The 21,310-nt window shown below is 73.7% G+C and carries 18 protein-coding genes; 9 read left to right on the top strand and 9 right to left on the bottom strand.

What is annotated here, in order from left to right; all coding sequences use genetic code 11:
- Positions 1-42: 42 nt before the first annotated feature.
- The 3 genes from ACTWPP_RS08260 to ACTWPP_RS08250 are packed head-to-tail and all read left to right on the top strand — an operon-like array spanning position 43 to position 2,923.
- A complete protein-coding gene (locus tag ACTWPP_RS08260) occupies positions 43-1,032 on the top strand; it encodes a sugar ABC transporter substrate-binding protein (RefSeq protein WP_443103520.1) in 990 nt (329 codons plus the stop codon).
- A complete protein-coding gene (locus ACTWPP_RS08255) occupies positions 1,029-2,087 on the top strand; it encodes an ABC transporter permease (protein WP_443103519.1) in 1,059 nt (352 codons plus the stop codon). Before ACTWPP_RS08260 ends, ACTWPP_RS08255 begins: the two co-directional genes overlap by 4 nt.
- On the top strand, positions 2,084-2,923 hold the full coding sequence (locus ACTWPP_RS08250; RefSeq protein WP_443103518.1) for an ATP-binding cassette domain-containing protein: 840 nt from the start codon (positions 2,084-2,086) through the stop codon (positions 2,921-2,923). Before ACTWPP_RS08255 ends, ACTWPP_RS08250 begins: the two co-directional genes overlap by 4 nt.
- A 139-nt stretch (positions 2,924-3,062) precedes the next feature.
- Here the strand turns inward: ACTWPP_RS08250 and ACTWPP_RS08245 are convergent, their stop codons facing one another.
- Entirely contained in the window at positions 3,063-4,730 is a 1,668-nt protein-coding gene (locus ACTWPP_RS08245) for a serine/threonine-protein kinase (RefSeq protein WP_443103517.1), read from the bottom strand.
- Positions 4,731-5,026: 296 nt separating this feature from the next.
- Between ACTWPP_RS08245 and ACTWPP_RS08240 the strand changes: the two genes are divergently transcribed.
- The gene (locus ACTWPP_RS08240; protein WP_443103516.1) at positions 5,027-5,326 is read left to right on the top strand and encodes a hypothetical protein; all 300 of its coding nucleotides are present in this window, start codon (positions 5,027-5,029) and stop codon (positions 5,324-5,326) included.
- Positions 5,323-6,675 carry an MFS transporter gene (locus tag ACTWPP_RS08235; protein ID WP_443103515.1) on the top strand — a complete coding sequence of 451 codons (1,353 nt, stop codon included), beginning with the start codon at positions 5,323-5,325 and terminating at the stop codon, positions 6,673-6,675. The genes ACTWPP_RS08240 and ACTWPP_RS08235 overlap by 4 nt, the downstream gene beginning before the upstream one ends.
- Positions 6,676-6,678: 3 nt before the next feature.
- Here the strand turns inward: ACTWPP_RS08235 and ACTWPP_RS08230 are convergent, their stop codons facing one another.
- Entirely contained in the window at positions 6,679-10,023 is a 3,345-nt protein-coding gene (locus tag ACTWPP_RS08230; protein WP_443103514.1) for a hypothetical protein, read from the bottom strand.
- Positions 10,024-10,375: 352 nt separating this feature from the next.
- A complete protein-coding gene (locus ACTWPP_RS08225) occupies positions 10,376-11,809 on the bottom strand; it encodes an aldehyde dehydrogenase (RefSeq protein WP_443103513.1) in 1,434 nt (477 codons plus the stop codon).
- Between the two features lie 92 nt (positions 11,810-11,901).
- Here ACTWPP_RS08225 and ACTWPP_RS08220 point away from each other — a divergent pair, with 92 nt between their 5' ends.
- A complete protein-coding gene (locus tag ACTWPP_RS08220) occupies positions 11,902-12,540 on the top strand; it encodes a mycothiol-dependent nitroreductase Rv2466c family protein (protein WP_443103512.1) in 639 nt (212 codons plus the stop codon).
- 32 nt (positions 12,541-12,572) lie between these two features.
- On the opposite strand, the gene ACTWPP_RS08215 is transcribed toward ACTWPP_RS08220, so the two are convergent.
- Both ACTWPP_RS08215 and ACTWPP_RS08210 read right to left on the bottom strand, forming a co-directional pair.
- Positions 12,573-13,001, bottom strand: coding sequence for a dCMP deaminase (locus ACTWPP_RS08215; protein WP_443103511.1), 429 nt, complete (start codon positions 12,999-13,001; stop codon positions 12,573-12,575).
- Positions 12,994-13,680, bottom strand: a complete 687-nt coding sequence (locus ACTWPP_RS08210; protein WP_443103510.1) for a RibD family protein — start codon at positions 13,678-13,680, stop codon at positions 12,994-12,996. Before ACTWPP_RS08210 ends, ACTWPP_RS08215 begins: the two co-directional genes overlap by 8 nt.
- A gap of 116 nt (positions 13,681-13,796) precedes the next feature.
- Between ACTWPP_RS08210 and ACTWPP_RS08205 the strand changes: the two genes are divergently transcribed.
- The 3 genes from ACTWPP_RS08205 to ACTWPP_RS08195 are packed head-to-tail and all read left to right on the top strand — an operon-like array spanning position 13,797 to position 18,094.
- The gene (locus tag ACTWPP_RS08205; RefSeq protein WP_443103509.1) at positions 13,797-14,924 is read left to right on the top strand and encodes an exonuclease SbcCD subunit D; all 1,128 of its coding nucleotides are present in this window, start codon (positions 13,797-13,799) and stop codon (positions 14,922-14,924) included.
- Entirely contained in the window at positions 14,921-17,944 is a 3,024-nt protein-coding gene (locus ACTWPP_RS08200; RefSeq protein WP_443103508.1) for an AAA family ATPase, read from the top strand. The genes ACTWPP_RS08205 and ACTWPP_RS08200 overlap by 4 nt, the downstream gene beginning before the upstream one ends.
- Positions 17,945-17,965: 21 nt before the next feature.
- Entirely contained in the window at positions 17,966-18,094 is a 129-nt protein-coding gene (locus ACTWPP_RS08195) for a hypothetical protein (protein WP_443103507.1), read from the top strand.
- A gap of 4 nt (positions 18,095-18,098) precedes the next feature.
- Here ACTWPP_RS08195 and ACTWPP_RS08190 read toward each other — a convergent pair whose 3' ends face one another.
- The 4 genes from ACTWPP_RS08190 to ACTWPP_RS08175 form a co-directional block, all read right to left on the bottom strand.
- Positions 18,099-18,419 (bottom strand): GroES family chaperonin, encoded by a 321-nt coding sequence (locus ACTWPP_RS08190; RefSeq protein WP_392898319.1) that lies wholly within the window; start codon positions 18,417-18,419, stop codon positions 18,099-18,101.
- Between the two features lie 10 nt (positions 18,420-18,429).
- Positions 18,430-19,338: an NAD-dependent epimerase/dehydratase family protein gene (locus ACTWPP_RS08185; RefSeq protein ID WP_443103506.1), complete on the bottom strand. Its 909-nt coding sequence runs from the start codon at positions 19,336-19,338 to the stop codon at positions 18,430-18,432.
- Positions 19,339-19,395: 57 nt separating this feature from the next.
- A complete protein-coding gene (locus ACTWPP_RS08180; protein ID WP_443103505.1) occupies positions 19,396-20,349 on the bottom strand; it encodes a DMT family transporter in 954 nt (317 codons plus the stop codon).
- A 162-nt stretch (positions 20,350-20,511) separates the two neighbouring features.
- Entirely contained in the window at positions 20,512-21,279 is a 768-nt protein-coding gene (locus ACTWPP_RS08175) for an SDR family NAD(P)-dependent oxidoreductase (protein ID WP_443103504.1), read from the bottom strand.
- Positions 21,280-21,310 lie beyond the last annotated feature (31 nt).

The raw sequence follows: 21,310 nt of genomic DNA, 5'->3' as shown, positions 1-21,310 counted from the left end.
TCCTCAGACCGACCATTCGGGGAGAAACGGAGAACACATCCGATGAGAGGCGTTTTCGCGCGTGGATCGTCCAAGAGCCTGGCGGTCCTGGCCGCCGCGGGAATGCTGGCGCTGAGCGCCTGCAGCGGCTCGGGCGGCAAGGAGTCCGAGGAGGACACCCAGGGCGCCGGCCCCCGGCTGGAGATCGCCATGGTGACGCACTCCGCCCCGGGCGACACATTCTGGGACATCGTGCAGAAGGGGGCCAAGGCGGCCGCCGCCAAGGACAACGTCGAGTTCCTGTACTCGGCCGACCCGGACGGCGGCAAGCAGGCCCAGCTGGTCCAGGCCGCGATCGACCAGGAGGTCGACGGCATCATCGTCACCCTCGCCAAGCCCGACGCGATGAAGGACGTCCTGGCCCGCGCCACCGCGGCGAAGATCCCGGTGGTGTCGATCAACTCCGGTCAGCGGGAGTCGGCGGAGCTCGGCGCGATCGCGCACTTCGGGCAGGACGAGTCGATCGCGGGTGAGGCGGCCGGCACCGAACTCGGGGAGATCGGCGCCACCAAGGCGCTGTGCGTGATCCACGAGCAGGGCAACGTGGGCCTGGAGGCCCGCTGCGACGGGGCGAGGAAGACGTTCGACGGCGACCTGGAGAACCTGTTCGTCCAGGGCTCGAACATGCCGGACGTCAAGTCGTCCGTCACGGCCAAGCTCCAGGCCGACAAGAACATCGACGGGATCCTGACGCTGGGCGCGCCGTTCGCCGCGACGGCCGTCGACTCGGTCAAGGAGACGGGCAGCGAAGCCAAGATCGGCACGTTCGACCTGAACAAGGACCTCATCGCCTCGCTCAAGTCTGGCGCGATCGAGTTCGCCGTCGACCAGCAGCCGTACCTGCAGGGCTACGAGGCCGTCGACGCCCTGTGGCTGCTGAAGAACAACGGCAACGTCCTCGGCGGCGGGCGCCCCGTGCTGACCGGCCCGGCGATCGTCACCAAGGACAACGCCGCGGGGCTGGAGGAGTTCGCCAACCGGGGGACCCGGTGATCCACGCGGTCACCGAGCCGCCGGTGGCCGATCCGGGCGCCGACGAACGCCTGGCCCGGCAGTCGCCGCTGCGGCGGCTGCTGGGCCGCCCGGAACTCGGCGCGCTGCTCGGCGCGGTGGCGCTGTTCGTGTTCTTCTCGGTCATCGCGGACGCGTTCCTGCGGGCCGGGTCGTTCTCGACGGTCCTGTACGCCAGCTCCACGTTCGGGATCATGGCGGTCGGCGTGTCGCTGCTGATGATCGGCGGCGAGTTCGACCTGTCCGCCGGGGTGATGGTGACGTCCTCGGCGCTGATCGCCGCGCTGACCGCCTACCAGTTCACGCTGAACGTGTGGGCGGGCGTGGTGATCTCGCTCGTCCTCACGCTGGCGCTCGGCATGGTCAACGGGCTGCTCTACAACTGGACGAAGCTGCCGAGCTTCATCATCACCCTCGCCATGTTCTTCATGCTGGCGGGCCTGAACCTCGGCGTGACCAAGGCCCTCACCGGCAATGTCGCCAGCGACTCCGTCCGAGACATGGACGGCTTCGACACCGCCAGCGCGATCTTCGCCTCCGACATCGGCATCCTCGGCTTCCGGATCAGGATCACGGTGTTGTGGTGGCTGCTGTTCGTCGCGATCGCCACCTGGATCCTGCTGCGCACCCGCATCGGCAACTGGATCTTCGCGGTGGGCGGCTCGGCGGACAGCGCCCGCGCGGTCGGCGTCCCGGTCGCCCGCGTCAAGATCGGCCTGTTCATGGGCGTGGCGTTCTGTGCCTGGTTCTCCGGGATGCACCTGGTGTTCGCGTTCGCGACCATCCAGTCGGGGGAGGGCGTCGGCAACGAGTTCCTCTACATCATCTGCGCGGTCATCGGAGGGTGCCTGCTGACCGGCGGGTACGGGTCGGCGATCGGCGCGGCGATCGGCGCGTTCATCTTCGGCATGACGAACAAGGGGATCGTGTACGCGGAGTGGAACCCCGACTGGTTCCGGTTCTTCCTCGGCGCGATGCTGCTCATCGCCACCGTGGTGAACCTGGTCGTCCGGCGCAGAGTGGAGCGGGCGTCATGACCGCGAAGGACGCGCCGCTGATCAGGCTGAGCGGCGTCGGCAAGAACTACGGCAACGTCATCGCCCTGCGGGACGTGAGCCTGGAGACGTCCGCCGGGGAGGTGACATGCGTCCTCGGCGACAACGGCGCGGGCAAGTCCACGCTCATCAAGGTCGTCGCCGGCCTGCACCGCCATGACACGGGCACCTACGAGGTGCAGGGCGAGCAGGTCGCGTTCAGCTCGCCCCGCGACGCCCTCGACCGCGGCATCGCGACCGTCTACCAGGACCTCGCGGTCGTCCCGCTCATGCCGGTCTGGCGCAACTTCTTCCTCGGCTCCGAGAAGCGCAAGGGCTTCGGCCGCATGGACGTCGAGTCCATGCGGTCCACCACCCACGGCGAGATGGCCGCGATGGGCATCGACCTGCGCGACGTCAACCAGCCCATCGGCACCCTCTCCGGTGGCGAGCGGCAGTGCGTGGCCATCGCCCGCGCCGTCTACTTCGGCGCGAAGGCCCTCGTCCTGGACGAGCCCACGGCCGCCCTCGGCGTCAAACAGGCCGGGGTCGTGCTGCGCTACATCGTCCAGGCACGCGAACGCGGCCTCGCGGTCATCTTCATCACCCACAACCCGCACCACGCCTACCCGGTCGGCGACCGATTCCTGATCCTCAACCGGGGGCAGAGCCTCGGCTACCACACCAAGGACGAGATCACCCGTGAGGAGCTGACGGCCCTCATGGCCGGAGGCAGCGAACTGGAGGAACTGGCCCACGAACTGGACGCGGCGGGCTCATCGGCCGCCGCCGACCGCCTGACGAAGGAGGCCGAAACCCTGGGCCTCACGGATGACTGAACAACTCCCCGCCACGCCTGCCCGGTGCCCGACGCCAGCCTCTTCCGGCGCCCGGCGGCGCGGGCCGTCCGGTGCCCCGGCACCATGCCCGGCCGGTATCACCGGCGGGGCCGGGGCAGGGGTTGGTGCGGTCATCGGGTCAGGTCCATTCGGCGGTGGCCAGGATTCGTTCGAGGTTCGGGGTGTCCCAGAGGTCCACGATCAGGATCCTGGACTGCGGCAGGTACCAGAGGCGTTCGGTGTAGGAGGAGCGCGTCCTGCGGGTGGGGCCGTAGCCGTCCGGGTCGTCGGGCCCGGGGTCACGCGTGTAGCAGGGGACGCGCCACTCGCGGTACTCGGCCTTCTTCGTGCCGATGGCGGCGAGCCGGTCCGCCGTCCGCGTGGCGCCGTGGGCGGTACCCACGGCCCGCAGCTCGTCGTTCCGGGGGCAGCTCATTCCCTCGTCCTGGCCGAACAGCACCCCGTAGGTGTCGGTGGTCTTGTACGGGCCGGCGATGTACGCGGAGGGCCGGATGAAGAAGCTGGGGCCCAGCACGAAGAACCCCCGGCATGAGGACGAGCTGGGATTGGGGCCGCCCCACTCCTGCATGTAGTCGCAGTTCTTCGCGGTCGCCACGTAGTAGCTGTCGGGCGGTGGCGAGTTGCCCGGGGAGGTGGTGTTCCGGTTGCGCATCGGGTGCGTCTTCCAGGCGGCCGGGGCGCGGACCGTGATCTTCCCGACGCCCAGCGGTTCACCGGACGGGGTCGGAGTCGCCCGCACCGCGGCCGTGTGCTGCGGCGGCTCGGGCCTGGACGCCTGGTACGCGCTGACGCCGCCGGCCGTCGCACCGACGACGGCGGTGCCCGCGACGACGGCGGCCGTCTTGGTGCCGACCGCGGCGAGCAGGCCCGTCGATCCCGCGCCGGCCCCCGCGCCCGCGCCCGCCGCGCCCGCCGGGGCGAGGCCGGCGGCGAGCGGGAACAGCGCGGTGAGCGCGACGGCGCTCCCGGCGAGGACGCGCACGCCCTTGGACTCCCAGCCGGTCCCGTAGGCCGCGCGCGCCAGCTCGTCCAGCCATTGGACGAACGCCGCAGCGCCCGGCGGGCGCGTCGCCGGGTCCTTCGCCATGCCGGCGGTGATGAGCGGGCGCAGCGCCTCGGGGACCTCGTCCGCCGGGACGTCCCCGGACAGGTGGCCCGCCATGATCGACGCGCGGTCGCCGGCGCCGTACGGGCGGCGGCCCGCCAGGCATTCGAAGAACACGCAGGTGGCGGCGTAGACGTCGGTGGCGGGCGTGGCGGGTTCGCCGCGCCACTGCTCGGGTGCCATGTAGAGCGGCGTGCCCGCGCCCGACGCGGTGCCCTCGGGGGTCGCGACGCCGAAGTCGATGAGCTTGCTGCGCCCGTCCGCGGGGACGATCACGTTGGCGGGCTTGTAGTCCCGGTGCACGACCCCCGCGGCGTGGGCGGCGGCGAGGCCGAGAAGCGAGCCCTTCAGGACGGTGAGCGCCGCCTCCGGTTCCAGGGTTCCGTACCGGCCGAGGATCTCCTTGAACGAGACGCCGTTCACCGCCTCCATCACGATGGCGAGTTCCCCGTCGTGCTCGACGAGCCGGTACAGCCGCGCCACGTGCGGGTCGTCGACCTGGCCGAGCATCCGCGCCTCGTGCCGGAACCGCTCCCGGGCGTCCGGGTCGGCCCCGGCGGGAAGGTACTTGATCGCGACGGGGGTGCCGCGTTCGGCGTGCCGCGCGAGGACGACGCGTCCCTGCCCGCCGCGTCCGAGTTCCCGGACCTCCTCGAATCCCGACACCCGCCACTGCGTCACAGACCGCTCCTCAAGGCTCGTTCAGGAGTTTCCACCAGTGTGACGCGGCGGACGGCCGCCAAGTTGATCGCACTTCGGACACGGGGATCTTTCCGCGGGCGCGCAGGCACCGGCCGTCCGGTAGGCGCTGGTCGGGCGGGTGCCCGCCTGTGTGGACGTGTGGTCATGATGGCCGTCATGCGGCTTCCCCTGGCCGCGGCCTACGGCGCGGCCGAACGTGCGTTCGTGGCTACGCGGACGCGGTCCGCATGGAGACCGGCCTCCATTTCGGCGTGACGTGCGTGTAGCCTTCGGCCGTGCGGAGCCCGATTCATGACTCGACCGCCGCGGCTGCGCTCTCGCTTGAGGGTGTGAGCCGCCACGAGCCCCTCGACGGCGCAGTGGACGCGGTGCTGCACGCCGCCCCGGCCCGCCGCCCGCGCCGCGGCGTGACGACGACCCGCCGGGGAGCCGTCGAACTCTTCCAGGTCAGGCATCTGCCGGCGCTGACCGACCGGACCGTCGCCCGGACGTTCGCCGGACGCGTCCGCTCCGGTGCGTTCAGGGGCGCCGAGACCGCCGCCGGGGTCGTGCGCCGCCGCGCGGGCCGGTCATGAGCACCGCCGAGACGACGCGGGCGGACACCGCGGCCCGGCCCGGCGCGGGCGACCTCACCGGCTACGCCGCCGGGTCTCTCGGGATGGGCGTGTGGGTCACCGTCCCCGGGCTGCTGCTGCTCTACTTCATGACCCACACGCTCGGCGTGTCCCCGTTCCTGGCCGGTCTGACCCTGCTACTCCCGAAGATCCTCGACGCGGTGGTGCATCCGTGGTTCGGGTCGGTGTCGGACCGGCAGGCGCGCCGTGCCGGGCACCGGCGCGGCATGCTCCGCTGGGGGCTGCTGCTGGCCATCGCCTGGATCGGGCTGTTCTCGGTGCCGTCCGGCGTCTCCGGCTGGTCGGCGGCGCTGTGGGTCGGTGCCTTCTACATCGCCGGGAACGTCCTGTACGCGTGTTTCCAGGTGCCGTACCTGACGACGCCGTCCGACCTGCAGATCGGGTACCACGAGCGCACCCGCGTGTTCATGTACCGGATGCTGCTGCTGACCGTCGGCCTGCTCGGCGCGGGCGTCGCGGCCCCGGCGCTGGTGGCGGACGGCGGGCGCGGCGACTACGCCCGGATGGCCGTCATGCTCGCCGGCGTCCTCGTCGTCACCTGCGCCCTCGCGCTGGTGTTCATCCGGCGGCTGACGGAACGCTCCGGTTTCCGGATCCCGGACGGCGGGCACTCGCACTCCGTCATCGACGACCTCCGGATCACCTGGCGGGACCGCGACTTCCGTGCCCTGACGCTGTCGTACCTGTTCACCGGCACCACCACGCACCTGTTCCTGGCGGCGGTGCCGTTCTACACCGAGTACGTGCTCGACGACGAGGGATTGACGGCCGTGTTCATGGGCGCGTTCCTCGTCCCCGCCGTGGTCGCCGGGCCCATCTGGAAGAAGGTGTCGGAGCGGACCGGCAAGCAGCGCTCGCTCCTGTTCTGCCAGGCCGTCTTCGTCGTCGGCTCCCTCGCCCTGTGGGCCGGTGACGCGATCGGCGTCGCGCTGACCGTCGCCGTGATCGCCGTGCTGGGCACCGCGTTCGCCGGGCTCCAGCTCTTCGCCTTCTCCCTGATCCCCGACATCGTGGCCGCCGCCGAATCGCGGGGGACGGCCCGCGCCGGCGCCTACACGGGCGTGTGGACGGCGACCGAGGCGACCGGCACCGCCATCGGCCCCTACGTGTACTCGGCGACCCTCGCCGCGGGCGGCTTCGTCTCCACGACCGAGGGCCACAGCGTCGCGCAGTCGGACTCGGCGCTGCTGGCGCTCCTCATCGGCGTCACGGTGGTGCCCGCCGCGCTGATGGCGGCCGCCGTCGCCTTCCAGCGCCGCTTCGCCCTCGACCGCATGTCCGCCTCCTGACGGTCATTCGTCCGCGGTGTGGATCCTGCGGGCCGTGAACGCGACATCGGGTTCGGTGTGGGCGCGCAGGCCGCGCAGCAGGCCACGCCAGTCCCCGGACCAGCCGGCGCGGGGGCCGTGCGCCCGCGTGAGCGCGCAGGCGAACAGGCCGCCGGCGAGGTCGCCGCGCGCCGCGAGCCGGGCCGCGTGCGGATGCGTCTCCGCGGGGTCGGGCAGGCCGAGCCCGGTGAGCGAGGAGACGGGGGACGAGCCGGTTGCGAGGGCCTCCGCGACGTCCTGGACGGCGAGGACGCCGCGGCCCGCGCACCGGCCGGCCAGCGCGTCGATGGCGTCTGCGGCACCGGGGTCGTCCCAGCGGAGCGTCGCGGCGGCCAGCCGGCTCGCGAGCGGCTCGGGCAGGTGGCCGTCCACCGCGCGGACGGCGCGCTCCCCGAGCGTCCGCCGGCGGGTGGCCAGGTCCCGGACGGTCCAGGTCAGCGCGGTGAGCCGCTGGAACGCGGGCAGGTCGCGTTCGGCTTCGGCGTCCGGTTCGGCGGGGGCGGCGGCCAGCTCGGCGGCGGCCGCGCCGAGTTCGGCGGCGCCGATGCCGGCCGCGACGCACCGGACGAGGGCGTGCAGCGCGGCCCGCCAGGCGCGGGTCTCGCCGAGGTCGGTGACGAGGGCGGCCAGTACGGCGGGGGCGTCCGGCGCCCAGGGCGCCCAGGTCGCGACGGCGGGCAGCGCCGCCTCGCGGGCCTCCGGGTCGGCGGAGCGCGCCACGCGCAGCACCAGCGCGGCGTAGCGGCCCCGGAACCGTTCCTCCACATAGGTGGGCGGTGTGCCGAGCACCTGCCGGGCGAGGTCGCGGGGGCCCTCGGCGGCCTCGGCCAGGATCCGCCGCGCTACCGGCTCGTCCAGGTGGTCGCGGACGGCCGAGGCGATCGCGGCCCGCACGTCCCGGTGCCGGCCCGGGTCGTCCCAGGCCGCCGCGACGATGTCGAGGGCGTCCGGTACCCGGTTGTGGAGCAGGATCCGCACGGCCTCCTTCTGCGCCGTGATCTTGCCGTCGGCCAGGACCGGCCGGAGCATCGCCGACAGCGCCGACGGCGGGATGAACCGGGCCGCGCGGGCCGCCGCGTAGACGGCGACGTGGGCGTCGTCGGAGTCGGCGTGGGCGAGCAGATCGGGCAGGACGTCCTGCGGGGACGCGGTCCAGGGGAGCGCGGTCAGCGCGACGCGCCGGACGTAGGGGTCGTCGGCGCCGAAGTAGGGGCGGAGCCGCGCCGCGTCCGTGCCGGGGATCCGCGCCATGGCCGAGACCGCGCCCGCCCGGTCGGTGGCGGGTGCCTCCTCGTCCGCCGCCACCCGTTCGAGGAGGGCGCGGTAGCCGTCGCGCTGCCGGGACGTCCAGCGGCGCATCCAGACCGGTTCGATGCGCGCCACGTAGGTCACGCCGGGGCGATGGAACCGTCCCGCCGGGGTGTCTTCGGCCAGGACGAGGTGGAGCAGGTCGGTGCGCTCACGGGCGATGGCGGCGAGCACCGCCGGGACGGCGACCGCCGACGGGTCCCGGTCCACGACCCGCCCGGCCCGTTCGGCGCGCGTCCCGGGCGCGGCCAGCCATAGCGTGATCGCCTGGGTGAGCACGCCGTCGTCGCGGGCGTCGAGCGCCGCCTCCAGCGCGTCCTGCAGGATCGGGACGCGGTGGGCGCGGCGGCGCAGCGCCTGGACGAGCAGCAGCGTGAGCCGGTGGTCGTCGCGGCGCGCGCCCGCCTCCAGATGGGGCGCCAGCGTCTCCGCCAGCCGGTGCTCCTGCCCGCGCCGCAGCGCGTGGTCGAGCTCGCCGAAGAAGAACGCCCCCGTGCTGCCGACGAGACGTTCGACCAGCTCCAGACCGGACACCATCAGCCCGGCGTCGTCGCGCACCGCGCCCTGGCGGCACAGCGCCGAGGCGACCCGGCCGAGCTCGTGGCGGGTCAGGTGGGAGAGGTCGCGGGCGTTCAGCGCGTCGTCCGTTAGCCGCCCGAGCGCCGCCGCGTGCTCCCCGCGAAGCAGCCCCTCCGGGACGGACGCCAGCGCGTTCAGCGCACGGTACCGGACGGGGTCCTGCTCGTTGCGCAGCCGCCCGAGCGACTCCAGCGCCGCGGCGAGCGTCGCCGGGTCGCCGGACCGTCCCGCGCACCGGATGAGCAGCGCGTACCCGGCGCCGCGCTCGTCGGCGTCCGCCCTGCGGGTCACCTCGCCGAGGACGGGCAGGGCCTCCTCGTAGGGCAGGAACGCCGCCACGGCCCACATCCGCGCCGGCGTCTCGGTGACCTTGCGCAGGCCCATCATCCGCCGTGCCTCCCGGAACCGGACCGCGCGGGGGAGCACCTCCAGCAGTTCCTCCCCGGGCTCGGCGGCGCCGCGGTCGACGCCGCCCATCGCCGCCTCGAACACCGCCTCCCGGCGGCTCGGCGGGAAGGCGCCCAGCAGGAGCCGCAGCGCGCCCTCGTCCTCCCGGACGGCGCGCGCGACCTCGGCCAGGCCGGCGTCGCCGAGCCGGGCCAGCCGGTCCCGGACGGACCTGCGGTACAGCAGGACCCGCAGGTCACCGCGGTGCGGCTCGGACAGCAGCAGGCGGAGCATGCGACGCGGCTCGGCGTCCAGCAGCGCCCCGACGGCGGGATGCAGCGCGTGCGGCAGCGACCGGGTCGCGCAGTGGCGCTCCAGCAGGCCGACGACCCGGCCGGGGTCGTGGCGCAGCGCCGCCGCGACACCCGGTGCGTGCCGGAACCACCAGGAGTCCCGCATCCCCTCGGGCAGTTCGGCGAGGCTCCGCTCCGCGTAGCCGAGCATGGCGTCCGGGTGGGAGCGGCCGAGCGACGTCCAGTTCGCGACGGCGTGCCCGAGCGCGTCGATCCGCTCCGCGACGACGTCCGGGCCGCAGGTGGGCAGCAGCGTCGCCGCCTCCCGCTCGCCCCACCGCTCCGCGACCCGTCCGATGAGCGCTTCGGCGAGGTCACCGCGCCGCCACGTGCGGACGGCGTCGTACAGCGCCGCGCGCACCGCCGCGGGGGCGTCCGCCAGCCCGGCGGCGAACGGCTCCGGGCCGGCGCCGTGCCGGACCGCCAGCCGGATCGCCTGGCATGCCAGCTCGGCGTCCGGGTCCCGCGTCGCGCTCACCATGTGCGCCAGCGACGCCTCGTCCCGGACCGCCGCCGCGACGAACAGCGCCAGCGACCGCTCGTAGTGGCCGCGTCCCGCCAGGCCGTCCAGCAGCGCCGCGAGGGCCGGATCGCCGGCGAGGCGGCGCAGGTCCGCCAGCCGGCGGCAGCGGGCCTTGAACGGCAGCGGTTCGATCTCGGTCAGCAAATCCTCGACGCGCATAACGCGCCATCCTGCCGGATCCTTGATCGCGATTCACCCGGATTAAACCGGCCGAGCGGAGCTCGTCGATCGATTGGTGGGGGTGGGGGCCGACGGCGTCGGGGGAGACGCGCCGCAGCGCCTCCGACAGGTGCTTCTCGGCGGTGTGCCACCACTCGGCGGGCGTCGACGTCGCCTCGTCGTCGTCCAGGCCGGACAGCCACTCGGCCGCCTGGGCGCCCGCCAGCCGCCGCCCGGCGAGCGCCACGTCGGCGGCGGCATCGGACGTGGCGTGCCGTGCCCCCTCCAGAGCCCCCTTCGAATCCGTCGAGGGCCCGCGCATCCGCCGGGCGGCGGATGCGCGGGGGTGGTGTTAGGCGGGGTGGGGGATGGACTTGTGTTCCAGGTAGGCGTTCAGGCCCTCGGGGCCGAGTTCGCGGCCCAGGCCGCTGTTCTTGTAGCCGCCGAAGGGGGTGTTCGGGTCGAGGGTGTACATGTTGACGCCGCAGCTGCCGGTGCGGATGCGGCGGGCGACTTCGACGCCGTGGTCGGTGTCGGAGGTCCAGACCGAACCGCCGAGGCCGTAGTCGCTGTCGTTGGCGATCTTGATGGCGTCGGCTTCGTCGTCGTAGGGGATGAGGACGAGCACCGGGCCGAAGATCTCCTCGCGGGCGATGCGCATGTCGTTGCCGACGTCGCCGAACACGGTGGGGGCGACGTACCAGCCGCGGTCGTGCGGCCGGTTCAGTCCGCCGGTGATGAGCTTGGCGCCCTCGTCCTGGCCGATCCGGATGTAGTTCTCCACCCGTTCCTGCTGCCGCTTCGCGACGAGGGGGCCGATCTCGGTGCCGTAGTCGGCGGGGTCGCCGACGGCGAGGCCGCCGACCATGGCGGCGAGGGCGTCGGCGACCTCGTCGTAGCGGCGGCGGGACGCGAGGATGCGGGTCTGCGCGGCGCAGGCCTCGCCGTTGTTCATCAGCGAGGCCAGCTTGAAGCCCTCGATGGTGGACGCGAGGTCGGCGTCGTCCAGGATGATCGCGGCGGACTTGCCTCCGAGTTCCAGCGTGACGCGCTTGAGCTGCTCGCCGCAGACCGCGCCGATCTTGCGTCCGGCGGCGGTGGAGCCGGTGAAGGACACCTTGTCGACGTCGGGGTGGGCGACGAGGTGCGCGCCGACCTCGCGTCCGGCCGGGACGATGTTGACGACGCCGTCCGGGATCCCGGCCTCCTTGATCCACTCGGCGAGCAGGTAGGTGTCCAGGGGCGTCTCGGGGGACGGCTTGGCCACCACGGTGCAGCCGGCGATCAGGGCGGGGGCGAGCTTGAGCATGAGCGTGAACTGCGGGACGTTCCACGGGACGATCGCGGCGACGACGCCTGCCGGTTCCTGGGTCACCGTGACCGGGCCCAGCATGCCCTGCCGCTCCTCCTCCCATGCGTAGGTGCCGGCGAGGTCCACGTAGTACTGCAGCACCATCTGCGGGATGGCGGCCTGCCCGAACACCGAGAACATGATCGGGGAGCCCATCTCGGAGGTGACGAGGTCGGCCATCTCCTGCTGCCGCTCGGCGTAGATCGCGGACAGCCGCCCGACGATCTCGGCGCGTTCGGCGGGCGTCATGCGGGGCCAGGGTCCGTCGTCGAACGCGCGCCGCGCCGCCGCGACGGCCGCGTCGATGTCGGCCTCGGTGCCCTCGGGCACCCGCCCGATGACCTCCTCGGTGTGGGGGGAGATGACGTCGATCGTGCCGGTGCCGGCCGGGGCGGCCCACTCGCCGCCGATGAACAGCCGATCGTGCTCGCGCATGCTGCCGTGCCTCCTGCCCGACGGGCCGAATAGATAACCGAATGCTTGCTTGGGCACAGCATCGCATGAGGTCCCGGCGCGGTGGAAGACCAATGAGACTCGCGTCTCATCCGGCGTCCGGTATAAACGGGTCCGTGGCTGAAACCGCTGATATCTGGTTCGACCCCGCGTGCCCCTACAGCTGGATCACCACCCGGTGGCTGCTGGAGGCGGCGATGGTCAGGCCGATCGAGACGCGCTGGCACGTGCTGAGCCTGGCGGCGCTGAACGAAGGCCGGGACGACGATCCGGAGGACGACCCCGAGGGCTACCTGTGGTTGCCGGCCCGGGTGTGCGCCGCCGTCGTCGAGCATGCCGGGCAGGAAGCCCTCGGACGCTTCTACACGGCGCTCGGGACCCGCGTCCACGAACGCGGTGAGATGGGGCCGCGGAGTTTGCCCGACGCGCTGGAAGAGTCCGGCCTTCCCGCGGAACTCGCCGCCGCGGCGGAGTCCGCGAAGTACGACGACGCGATCCGCGCTTCGACGGCCGAAGGGATCGGCAAGGTCGGCCCGCATGTCGGCACGCCGATCGTCGCGGTGGGGGAGCGGGCCTTCTTCGGCCCGGTCATGTCGCAGATCCCGCGCGGCGAGGACGCAGGACGCCTCTGGGACGGCACGCTCCTGGTCGCCGGTGTCCCCGGTTTCCACGAACTCAAGGGCCGCCCGCACGCCGAGCCTGACTTCTCCTAGAGCGGGTGGTCGGCGCGCCGTGCGGTGCTTCGCTAGAGGAGGTGGGTGTTGGGTTCTTGGGCGCGGGCGGCGAGGGCCGGGAGTTCGGTGAGTTCGATGCCGGCCGCGGCGAGGATCTCCGCGCCCGTCCCCTCGGTGAACAGGGCCGGCTCCCGCCAGGCGAACACGACGCGCCGGGCGCTCGACGCGACGATCAGCTCGGCGCATGTGCGGGGACGGGACGCGCGGTGCCCGCAGGGTTCGAGCGAGCTGTAGACGGTCGCGCCGGCGAGGCCGCCGGGGGTCTTGGCGAGCGCGGCTTCCTCGGCGTGGTCGTGCGGGTCGCTCTCCCGGGAGAAGCCGCGCGCGACCTCGCGTCCGTCCGCGCCGACGATGACCGCGCCGACGGAGAACGCGGTGTGCGAGGGCGGGCAGAGCTTCGCCAGGTCGCAGGCCAGCCCCAGCCAGTCCAGGTCATCCACGCGTGTTCCCGGTCAGGTAGCGGAGAAGGGTCAGGTCTCCGATGCGGGTGACCTCCGCCAGCCGCATGGGACGGTCCGGTGACTGCGGGAACACCCCTGCCTGGACGAACCGCGGCGCGGACGGGTCGCCGATGAAGAACGGGGCGACGACGAGCTGGATCTCGTCGACCACGTCGCCGGTCAGGAACAGCGTGTGGACGCGGCCGCCGCCTTCGACCATGAGCCGCCGGACGCCCCGCGCGGCGAGGTCGCCGAGCACCGTCGGCAGGGAGAGGGGGTCGCCGGCGTCGACGACCTCGGCCAGGCCGTCCAGCCGCGGCGCCAGCTCCCCGGCCGTGGGGGACGGCGCGTACACCAGCTTCGGCGAGTCGCCCGTGGTGAAGAACCGAGCGGCGGGGTCGAGGTCGCCGCTCCAGGTCAGCGTCACCTTGGTCAGGTCGGGCGGCTGCCCGCGCGCGACGCGCTTCTCCCGCCGCGTCTCGGAGCGGATCAGCAGCCTGGGATCGTCGGCCCGGACGGTCCCGGCGCCGACGAGGATGGCGTCGCAGCCGGCGCGCACGGCGTCGACGCGGTCGAAGTCCGCGGGGCTGGACAGCCGCAGCCGCTCCGGGGTCGCGTCGTCGATATAGCCGTCGGCGGACATCGCGCAGCTCAGCAGCACGTAGGGACGATCACTCACGCCGCAACCCTACGGGAGCGCCGGCGCGGGGGCCGCGCGGCCGCCGGAGATCGTTCGGGGCTGCCCGGCGTTTCTGCGCGGGATGTGTCGGAGGGGGTGCCTATGGTTGCTGCGACATGCGAATCCTGCACACCTCCGACTGGCATCTCGGCAGATCGTTCCACCGTGAGGACCTGCTGGCCGCGCAGGCGGCGTTCGTCGACCACCTGGTCGCGACCGTCGCGGCGGAGCGGGTCGACTGTGTGCTGATCTCCGGGGACGTCTACGACCGGGCGCTGCCCGCCGTGGACGCCGTCCGGCTGTGCGACGAGGCGCTGCGGCGGCTCTCCGACCTGGCCCGGGTCGTGCTCATCGCGGGCAATCACGACTCGGCGCGGCGCCTCGGGTTCGGGTCGGCGCTGATGGACGCGGCCGGTGTGCACGTCCGCGCCGACTTCGCGTCCGTGGGGGAGCCCGTCATCGTGGGGGACGCCGCGATCTACGGCATCCCGTATCTGGAGCCCGAACTCGTCCGGCACCCGTGGGATCTGGACGAACGCAGCCACGCCGCCGCGCTGACCGAGGCCATGCGCCGGGTGAGGGAGGACGCCGCGGGCCGTGAACAGCGGTCGGTCGTGCTCGCCCACGCGTTCGTGACCGGCGGGGAGGCCAGCGAGAGCGAACGCGACATCTCGGTCGGCGGGTCGTCGCAGGTGTCGGCGTCGGTGTTCGCGGGCGTCGACTACGCGGCGCTCGGCCACCTGCACGGCGCCTGGCGCATCACCGACCGCGTCCGCTACTCGGGCTCGCCCCTCGCGTACTCGTTCTCCGAGGACAAGCACGTCAAGGGATCGTGGCTGATCGACCTGCGCGAGAACGGCATCGCATCGGAGTTCGTGGAGGCGCCCGTCCCGCGCCGCCTCGCACGTGTGCGCGGACGCATCGACGACCTGCTCACCGACGCGTCCTATGACGAGTTCGAGGACCGCTGGCTCCAGGTCACGCTCACCGACCCGCGCCGCCCGTCGGAGGCGATGGAACGGCTGCGCCGCAGGTTCCCGCACGCGCTCGTCCTCGGCTTCGAACCCGAGGGCGGCGGGACGGACGGCGCCCGCACCTGGTCCGAACGCGTCCGAGAACGCTCCGCCCTCGACATCGCGGGCGACTTCGTCGCCGAGGTCACCGACGGCCCCGCGACCGGTGCCGAACGCGCCCTCCTGCACGAGGCGTTCGAAGCCTGCCGCCAGAAGGAGGCGGCGGTTTGAGGCTCCACCGGCTGGAGGTCAGCGCGTTCGGGCCGTTCTCGAAGACCGAGGACATCGACTTCGACGCGCTCTCGGACGCCGGGCTGTTCCTCATCCAGGGCCGGACCGGGGCGGGCAAGACCAGCATCCTGGACGCGGTGTGCTTCGCGCTGTACGGGCAGGTGCCGGGCGCCCGCAACGCCGTGAAGGGGCTGCGCAGCGACCACGCGGCCCCCGGCACCGGGCCGCGTGTCGTGCTGGAGACGACGATCCGGGGCCGCCGGATGCGCATCACGCGGTCGCCCGCGTGGGAGCGGCCGAAGCTGCGCGGTTCCGGGACGACGACCGAGCACGCCAAGGTCGTCCTGGAGGAGTTCGAGCACGGCGCGTGGGTGGGGCTGACCACGCGGCTGGACGAGGCGGGCGACCTGGTGTCGCGGCTGCTCGGGATGAACGCCGTCCAGTTCTGCCAGGTGGCGCTGCTGCCGCAGGGGGAGTTCGCCGGGTTCCTGCGCGCCGGCGCCGACGAGCGCCGCAAGGTCCTGGAGCGGCTCTTCGCGACGGAGGTGTTCACGCAGGTCGAGAAGTGGCTGGCCGACCGGCGGGCCGCCACGGGACGCGAGGCCGCCGAGCTGGGCGCCGCGGCGTCCTCGATCGCCGACCGCGTCGCCGAGACGTCGGGTGCCGCGCCGCCGCGCGGGGAGCGCCCGGCCGTCCCGGCGCCGCGCCGCGCGGAACCGGTGGTGGAGCCGTTCGCCGAGGTGGAGGCGCTGCCCGCGTGGGCCGCCGAAGTGGCGGCCGGGCACGACGACATCCGCGCGGTCATCGACGAGCTGCGTCGAGAGGTCACGGCGACGCTGGAGGCGTCCCGCACGGCGCTGGAGGACGCGAAGACGCTCGCCGACCGGCAGCGGCGCCGCGCCGAGGCCGTCGCCCGCCGAGAGGCCCTGGGGGAGCGCGCCGAGGAGAGGTCGCGGATGGGGTCGCGGCTCTACGCCGCTGAACGCGCCGACCGGGTCGTCCCGCTGGTGCGCGCCGTCGAGGCCCGGCACGAGGAGGCGCGGCGGGCGCGCCGCTGGGCCGACGAGACGCGCGCCAAGGCCGGGGCGCTCCTCCCCCCGAACGCCTCGGAGGACGTGCTGGCCAAGGCCGAGCGGGCCCGCCGCGACGAGATCGCGACGCTGGAGGGCAGGCGTGCCACGGCCGCCCGGCTCCGGCAGATCGAGGACGAGCGCGCGGCGCTGGCCCGCGAACTGGCCCGCCTCGAGCCCGAGGAGGCGCGGATCGCCGCGGCCCTCGCCGAGCTGCCGGGCATCGTGGAGGCGCGCCGCGCCGAGCTGGACGAGGCGCGCATCGCGGCGGCCGGACGTCCCGGCGCCGAGGCCGCCGTCACCGACGCCCGCCGCCGCCTCGACGCCGCGCAGCGCCGCGACCAGGTGGAACATCGTCTCGCCGAGACGGAGTCCGCGCACCGCGACGCGGTCGACGCCGCGCAGGAGGCCCGCCAGCGCGTGCTGGACCTCCGGCAGGCGCGGCTGGACGGCATGGCGGCCGTCCTCGCCGGGGACCTGGTGGACGGCGAGCCGTGCCGGGTGTGCGGTTCCACCGAGCATCCGGCGCCCGCGACGTCCCTCGCGCTGATTCCGACCGAGGAGCAGATCGACCAGGCGCAGGGGGAGTCCGACCAGGTTCAGGCGGTCCGGGAGCAGACCGGCAAGGACGTCGAGGCGCTGCGCACCGAACGCGACCATCTGCTGGAGACGGCGGGCGAGATGACCGCCGACGCCTTGGCCGAAGAGTTCGCCGATGCCGAGCAGGTGCTTCAGGAGGCGGTGGCCCGCGCCGCCGACGCCGAACGTTTGGAGGCCGCGCTCCACCGCCACGAGCAGGAACTCGACGGCGTCCGCGACGCGCGGAGCGAGATCGCCCAGGCCCTCACCGGGAACCGCGCCCAGGACGAGGAGCGGGCCGCCGAGCGGGAGCGGCTGGCCGCCGAGCTCGACGAGGCGCGCGGTGACGACGCGACGCTCGAAGCGCGCATCGCCCGGCTCGGCCGGGAGGCGGACGCGCTCGCCGAGGCCGTCGAGGCGCTGCGCGCGTCCGGCCGCGCCGCCGAGGAACTGGCCGCCGCCCGCGCGAACGCGAAGGTGACCGCCGAGGCGGAGGGGTTCCGCGCCCCCGACGAGGTCCTCGAAGCCGCGATGCCCGACGAGGACCAGGGCGTCCTGCGCGACCGGATCCGCCGGCTGGACGACGAGGAGGCCGCCGTCCGCGACCTGCTCAAGGACCCGGCGCTCGTGGCCGCCGCCGCCGAACCGGCCCCCGATCTGCCGGGCCTTGAGGCGGCGCTGCGGGCGGCGGACGCGGCGCGCACCCGGGCGGCCGGCGCCGCCGACCGCGCCCGGCACCGCTGCGCCCGGCTCGGCGAGCTGCGCGCGCAGCTGGACGAGGCGGTCCGCGCGTGGCGTCCCGCCGCGGAACGCCACGAGGTCGCCGAGCGCCTCGCCGGCCTGGCCTCCGGCAAGCACGCCGCGAACCGGCACGCCATGTCGCTGTCGGCGTACGTGCTGGCCGCCCGCCTCGAACAGGTCGTCGCCGCCGCGAACGAGCGGCTCTCGCGGATGTCCGGGGCCCGCTACGCGCTCGTCCACACCACCGACAAGGCGGCGGGCGACCGCACGAAGGGCGCCGGCGGCCTCGGCCTGCGCGTCTCCGACGCCTGGACGGGCCTCGAACGCGACCCGGTGACGTTGTCGGGCGGCGAGTCGTTCATCACCTCGCTGTCGCTGGCCCTCGGCCTCGCCGACGTCGTCACCGCGGAGGCGGGCGGCACCGAGATCGGCACGCTGTTCGTCGACGAGGGCTTCGGCACCCTCGACGAGGAGACGCTCGACGAGGTCATCGACGTCCTGGACGGCCTGCGCGACGGCGGCCGGGCGGTCGGCGTCGTCAGCCATGTCGCGGAACTGCGCGCCCGCATCCCGGCCCAGCTCCGCGTCACCAAGGACCGCGCCGGATCCACCGCCACCGTCACCGTCTGACGGCCGGACGCGTCGCCGCGGGTGCCGGCGACGCTGGTCCGCCGGCACGGGACGCTCTATGTCGTCCGCTCGCGGTTCGACAGGGGCGGGCCGCCCGGCGAGGGGGCACCGGAGCGCCCCTTCGCCGTCGCGGCCGTCCGCGGCATCTGACGGCTCAGAGGTACAGGCCGGTCCCGTGCTCGGGGCGTTCGCTGGCGATGGCGTGCAGGTCCCGCTCGCGCATGACGAGATAGTTCTCGCCCTGTATCTCGACCTCGTACTGGTCGCCGGGGTGGAACAGCACCCGGTCGCCGGGCTTGACGATCCGCACGTGGTGGCCGACCCCGCAGACCTCCCCCCAGACCAGGCGGTTGCTCTGCTCGACCGTCGCCGGGATGACGATCCCGCCGGTGCTTCGGCGCTCGCCGCTGTCCTTCTCGACCTTGATCATGACGCGGTCGTGGAGCATCTGGACTTCGAACTTCGGCTCGGACACGCTGGGGAGTTTATCCGTCCCCACGGGTCAGAGCGTTCCACGAGCCCGCGATGATCTCGCGGAGCCCGGAGCGTTCCGGCCGCCAGCCGAGGTCGGCCCGGATCGCGGCGGCGTCGCAGACCAGCACCGGCGTCTCCGGCCGGGCCGGGCGCCGCAGCGCGGGCACGGGCCGGCCGGTCACCTCCTCGACGGCGGCGACGACCTCGCGGACGGCCGTGCCGGTGCCGCTGCCGACGTTGTAGACCCGGTCCTCGCCGGGGGCGGCGGCCTCCAGCGCCCGGACGTAGGCGGCGGCGAGATCGTCCACGTGCAGGTACTCGCGGACCGCCAGCCCGTCCCCGTTGATCTCCAGGTGGGGCGCCCGCCCGGCGGCGACGGCGAGGGCCTTCGGGATCAGCCGGGTCTCGTCGGGGTCGACCCGGCCGTCCACCGACCCGGCGACGTTGAACGTGCGCAGGACGACGGCGCCGGCCGCGCCCGTCCGGGCGTGGAACCGGACGGCCTGCTCGGCGGCCAGCTTGGACGCCCCGTACGGGCTGGCGGGCGCGGTGCCCTCGCTCTCGGGGATCGGCAGCCGCCCCGGTGTCCCGTACACCGCGGCCGTCGACCCGAACACCACCCGGGTCTCGCCCACCGCCTCCAGGAGGTTCACCGTTCCCTGGACGTTGACGGCGAAGTACCGCAGCGGCTCGCCGAACGACTCGCGGACGCGGGTCAGCGCCGCGAGATGGCAGACGCCGTCGTAGGGGCCGTCCGGCAGCCCGTCCGGGTCGAGGAGGTCGCCGTGGACGGGACGGACCCCGTCCGGGACCCCGGTGGCCCGCCGCACCAGCCCGTCGACCTCGTGCCCGGCCGCCACCAGCCGCCGCCCGACCGCGTACCCGATGTAACCCGCCGCCCCCGTCACCAGCACCCGCATGACTTCAGCATCCGGGAGCGCGCCCCGCGCGGCAATGGGCGTCCAGGCAAGGCAGGGTCAGGGGACGGTCCGCATGCTCCTTCCGGGGGCCGTCGCGGGCGGCGAGCCCGTCGCGCCGGGCTCCTCGTATCTGGGGAACGTGACCAGCGCGAGCAGCGCCAGCACGAAACCGCCCGTCCGCAGCATGAACGGCACCGTCTCCTGCGGCCACTGCTCGTCGAACAGGACGGTGCTGCTGAGGATCAGGTACGTCCGGCCGATGACGGTCAAGACGACCGCGACGATCGCGATCCGGCAGCGCTGCAGCGCGATCTGCAGCTGCCCGAGCGCGATCGCGGCGAGCCCGATCGTCAGGTACGGGTACGGCGACTCCAGTACCGCCCGGAAACTGCCCGTCTCCTGGTAGACGAGTGAGATGCCGCGGATGCCCGCCTCCGCCAGCCCGGCGCAGGCCCCGGCGCCGATCCCGTAGGCGACCCCGGCCAGCTTGCGGGCGTGCCGGCCGCCGGCGCGGCGGTCCCCGACCAGCCACACCAGCGCCGCGACGACCACCGCCGGGGCGCAGATGGCGATCATCGTCCAGGGCCGGGCCAGCGTGCCGGTGAGCGTGGCGTCCGCGCGCGGCTCGCCGCCGGGCGTCGCGGACAGCCCGATCAGCATCGTGGCGAGGACGAACAGCGCGACGCTCGTCCACTCCCGCGCGCTCATCCGCTCGCCGAGGACCCACACCGCGAACGTGACGAGGAAGACCAGCCCGACGGCGAAGATCGGCTGCGCGACCGCGAACGGCATCGTCGAGAACGCGACGACCTCGTAGCCGAGGCCGAGGAACAGCAGCAGCCCGCCGCCCAGCCAGATCGGGTCGGTGAGCATCAGCCGGGCGACGTGGAACGGGCGGCTGCCGCGCAGCGGCTCCATGCGGCGCGCCGAGATCCGGAAGACCAGGAACGCGATGTAGTAGACGGTGGTCGCCATCAATGCGAGGGCGGCATGGCCCAGGTCGTGACCCATCGGGACGGACCTCTCGACGAACGGGCCGAGCAGAGCTCGTCGTTGGAACGGTGGGGGCTGGAGGACGGTGGCTGTGTCGTTCGGCGCGCCATCGAATCGACCTGACCGCCAGCCTGCCCTGTCGCGCCGCCCGTGACAAGACCGTGATCCTTGACTACATGATCACTTGTACTTACGGCCGGTGGTGGACGACATCCGGGCGACGAGCCCGCGCGGGATGAACCGGCTGACGCCGACGATCGCCTTGTACTGCGGGCTCGGGACGCTGACCTGCACCCCGCGCCGGAGGTCGCGCAGCGCGGCGTCCACGACGTCGTCCTTGTCCAGCCACATGAAGCCGGGAACGTCCGACATGTCCATCTGGGCGCGCTCGTGGAACTCGGTGTGCACGAAACCGGGGCACAGCGCCATCACGCGCACCTTGCCATGCGAGCGGTTCCGGATATCGGCGGCGACGCCCTGGCTGAAGTTCACCGCCCACGCCTTGGACGCCCCGTACGTGCCGCGCGTCGCGAACGCCGCCACAGACGAGACGTTGATGACGCCGCCCCGGCCGCGCTCCAGCATCCCCGGCAGCACGGCGTGCGTGAGCCGCAGGACGGCCTCGCAGTGCACCTTCAGCATCGTCAGCTCGTCCGACACCGGAACGTCCAGGAACACGCCCTTGTTGGCGAATCCGGCGTTGTTGACGAGCAGGTCGACGTCCGTGCGGACGCGTTCCTCGGCCGCGGCCAGGCCCTCCTCGGTGGACAGGTCGGCGGTCAGCGTCTCGGTGCGCACGGCGTACTTGCCGCGCAGCTCGGCGGCGGTGCGCTCCAGCCGCTCGGTGTCGCGGGCCAGCAGGACGAGGTCGAATCCGTCGGAGGCGAGGCGGCGGGCGAAGGCGGCACCGATCCCCGCGGTCGCGCCGGTGATGAAGGCGGTCGGCATGGGACCGAGCCTATGCCGTCGCGGCCGCCGG

The sequence above is a fragment of the Actinomadura sp. 3N407 genome (assembly GCF_052245875.1).
Classification (GTDB): Bacteria; Actinomycetota; Actinomycetes; order Streptosporangiales; family Streptosporangiaceae; genus Spirillospora.
This window is presented reverse-complemented; position numbering and strand designations above follow the sequence as displayed.

Bases quoted from the DNA above. Each gene is read 5' to 3' on its own strand.
- ACTWPP_RS08205 (WP_443103509.1), top strand. From the start codon at position 13,797: ATGCGAATCCTGCACACCTCCGACTGGCATCTCGGCAGATCGTTCCAC.
- ACTWPP_RS08220 (WP_443103512.1), top strand. From the start codon at position 11,902: ATGAGACTCGCGTCTCATCCGGCGTCCGGTATAAACGGGTCCGTGGCT.
- ACTWPP_RS08260 (WP_443103520.1), top strand. From the start codon at position 43: ATGAGAGGCGTTTTCGCGCGTGGATCGTCCAAGAGCCTGGCGGTCCTG.
- ACTWPP_RS08175 (WP_443103504.1), bottom strand. From the start codon at position 21,279: ATGCCGACCGCCTTCATCACCGGCGCGACCGCGGGGATCGGTGCCGCC.
- ACTWPP_RS08225 (WP_443103513.1), bottom strand. From the start codon at position 11,809: ATGCGCGAGCACGATCGGCTGTTCATCGGCGGCGAGTGGGCCGCCCCG.
- ACTWPP_RS08235 (WP_443103515.1), top strand. From the start codon at position 5,323: ATGAGCACCGCCGAGACGACGCGGGCGGACACCGCGGCCCGGCCCGGC.
- ACTWPP_RS08250 (WP_443103518.1), top strand. From the start codon at position 2,084: ATGACCGCGAAGGACGCGCCGCTGATCAGGCTGAGCGGCGTCGGCAAG.
- ACTWPP_RS08185 (WP_443103506.1), bottom strand. From the start codon at position 19,338: ATGCGGGTGCTGGTGACGGGGGCGGCGGGTTACATCGGGTACGCGGTC.
- ACTWPP_RS08180 (WP_443103505.1), bottom strand. From the start codon at position 20,349: ATGGGTCACGACCTGGGCCATGCCGCCCTCGCATTGATGGCGACCACC.
- ACTWPP_RS08230 (WP_443103514.1), bottom strand. From the start codon at position 10,023: ATGCGCGTCGAGGATTTGCTGACCGAGATCGAACCGCTGCCGTTCAAG.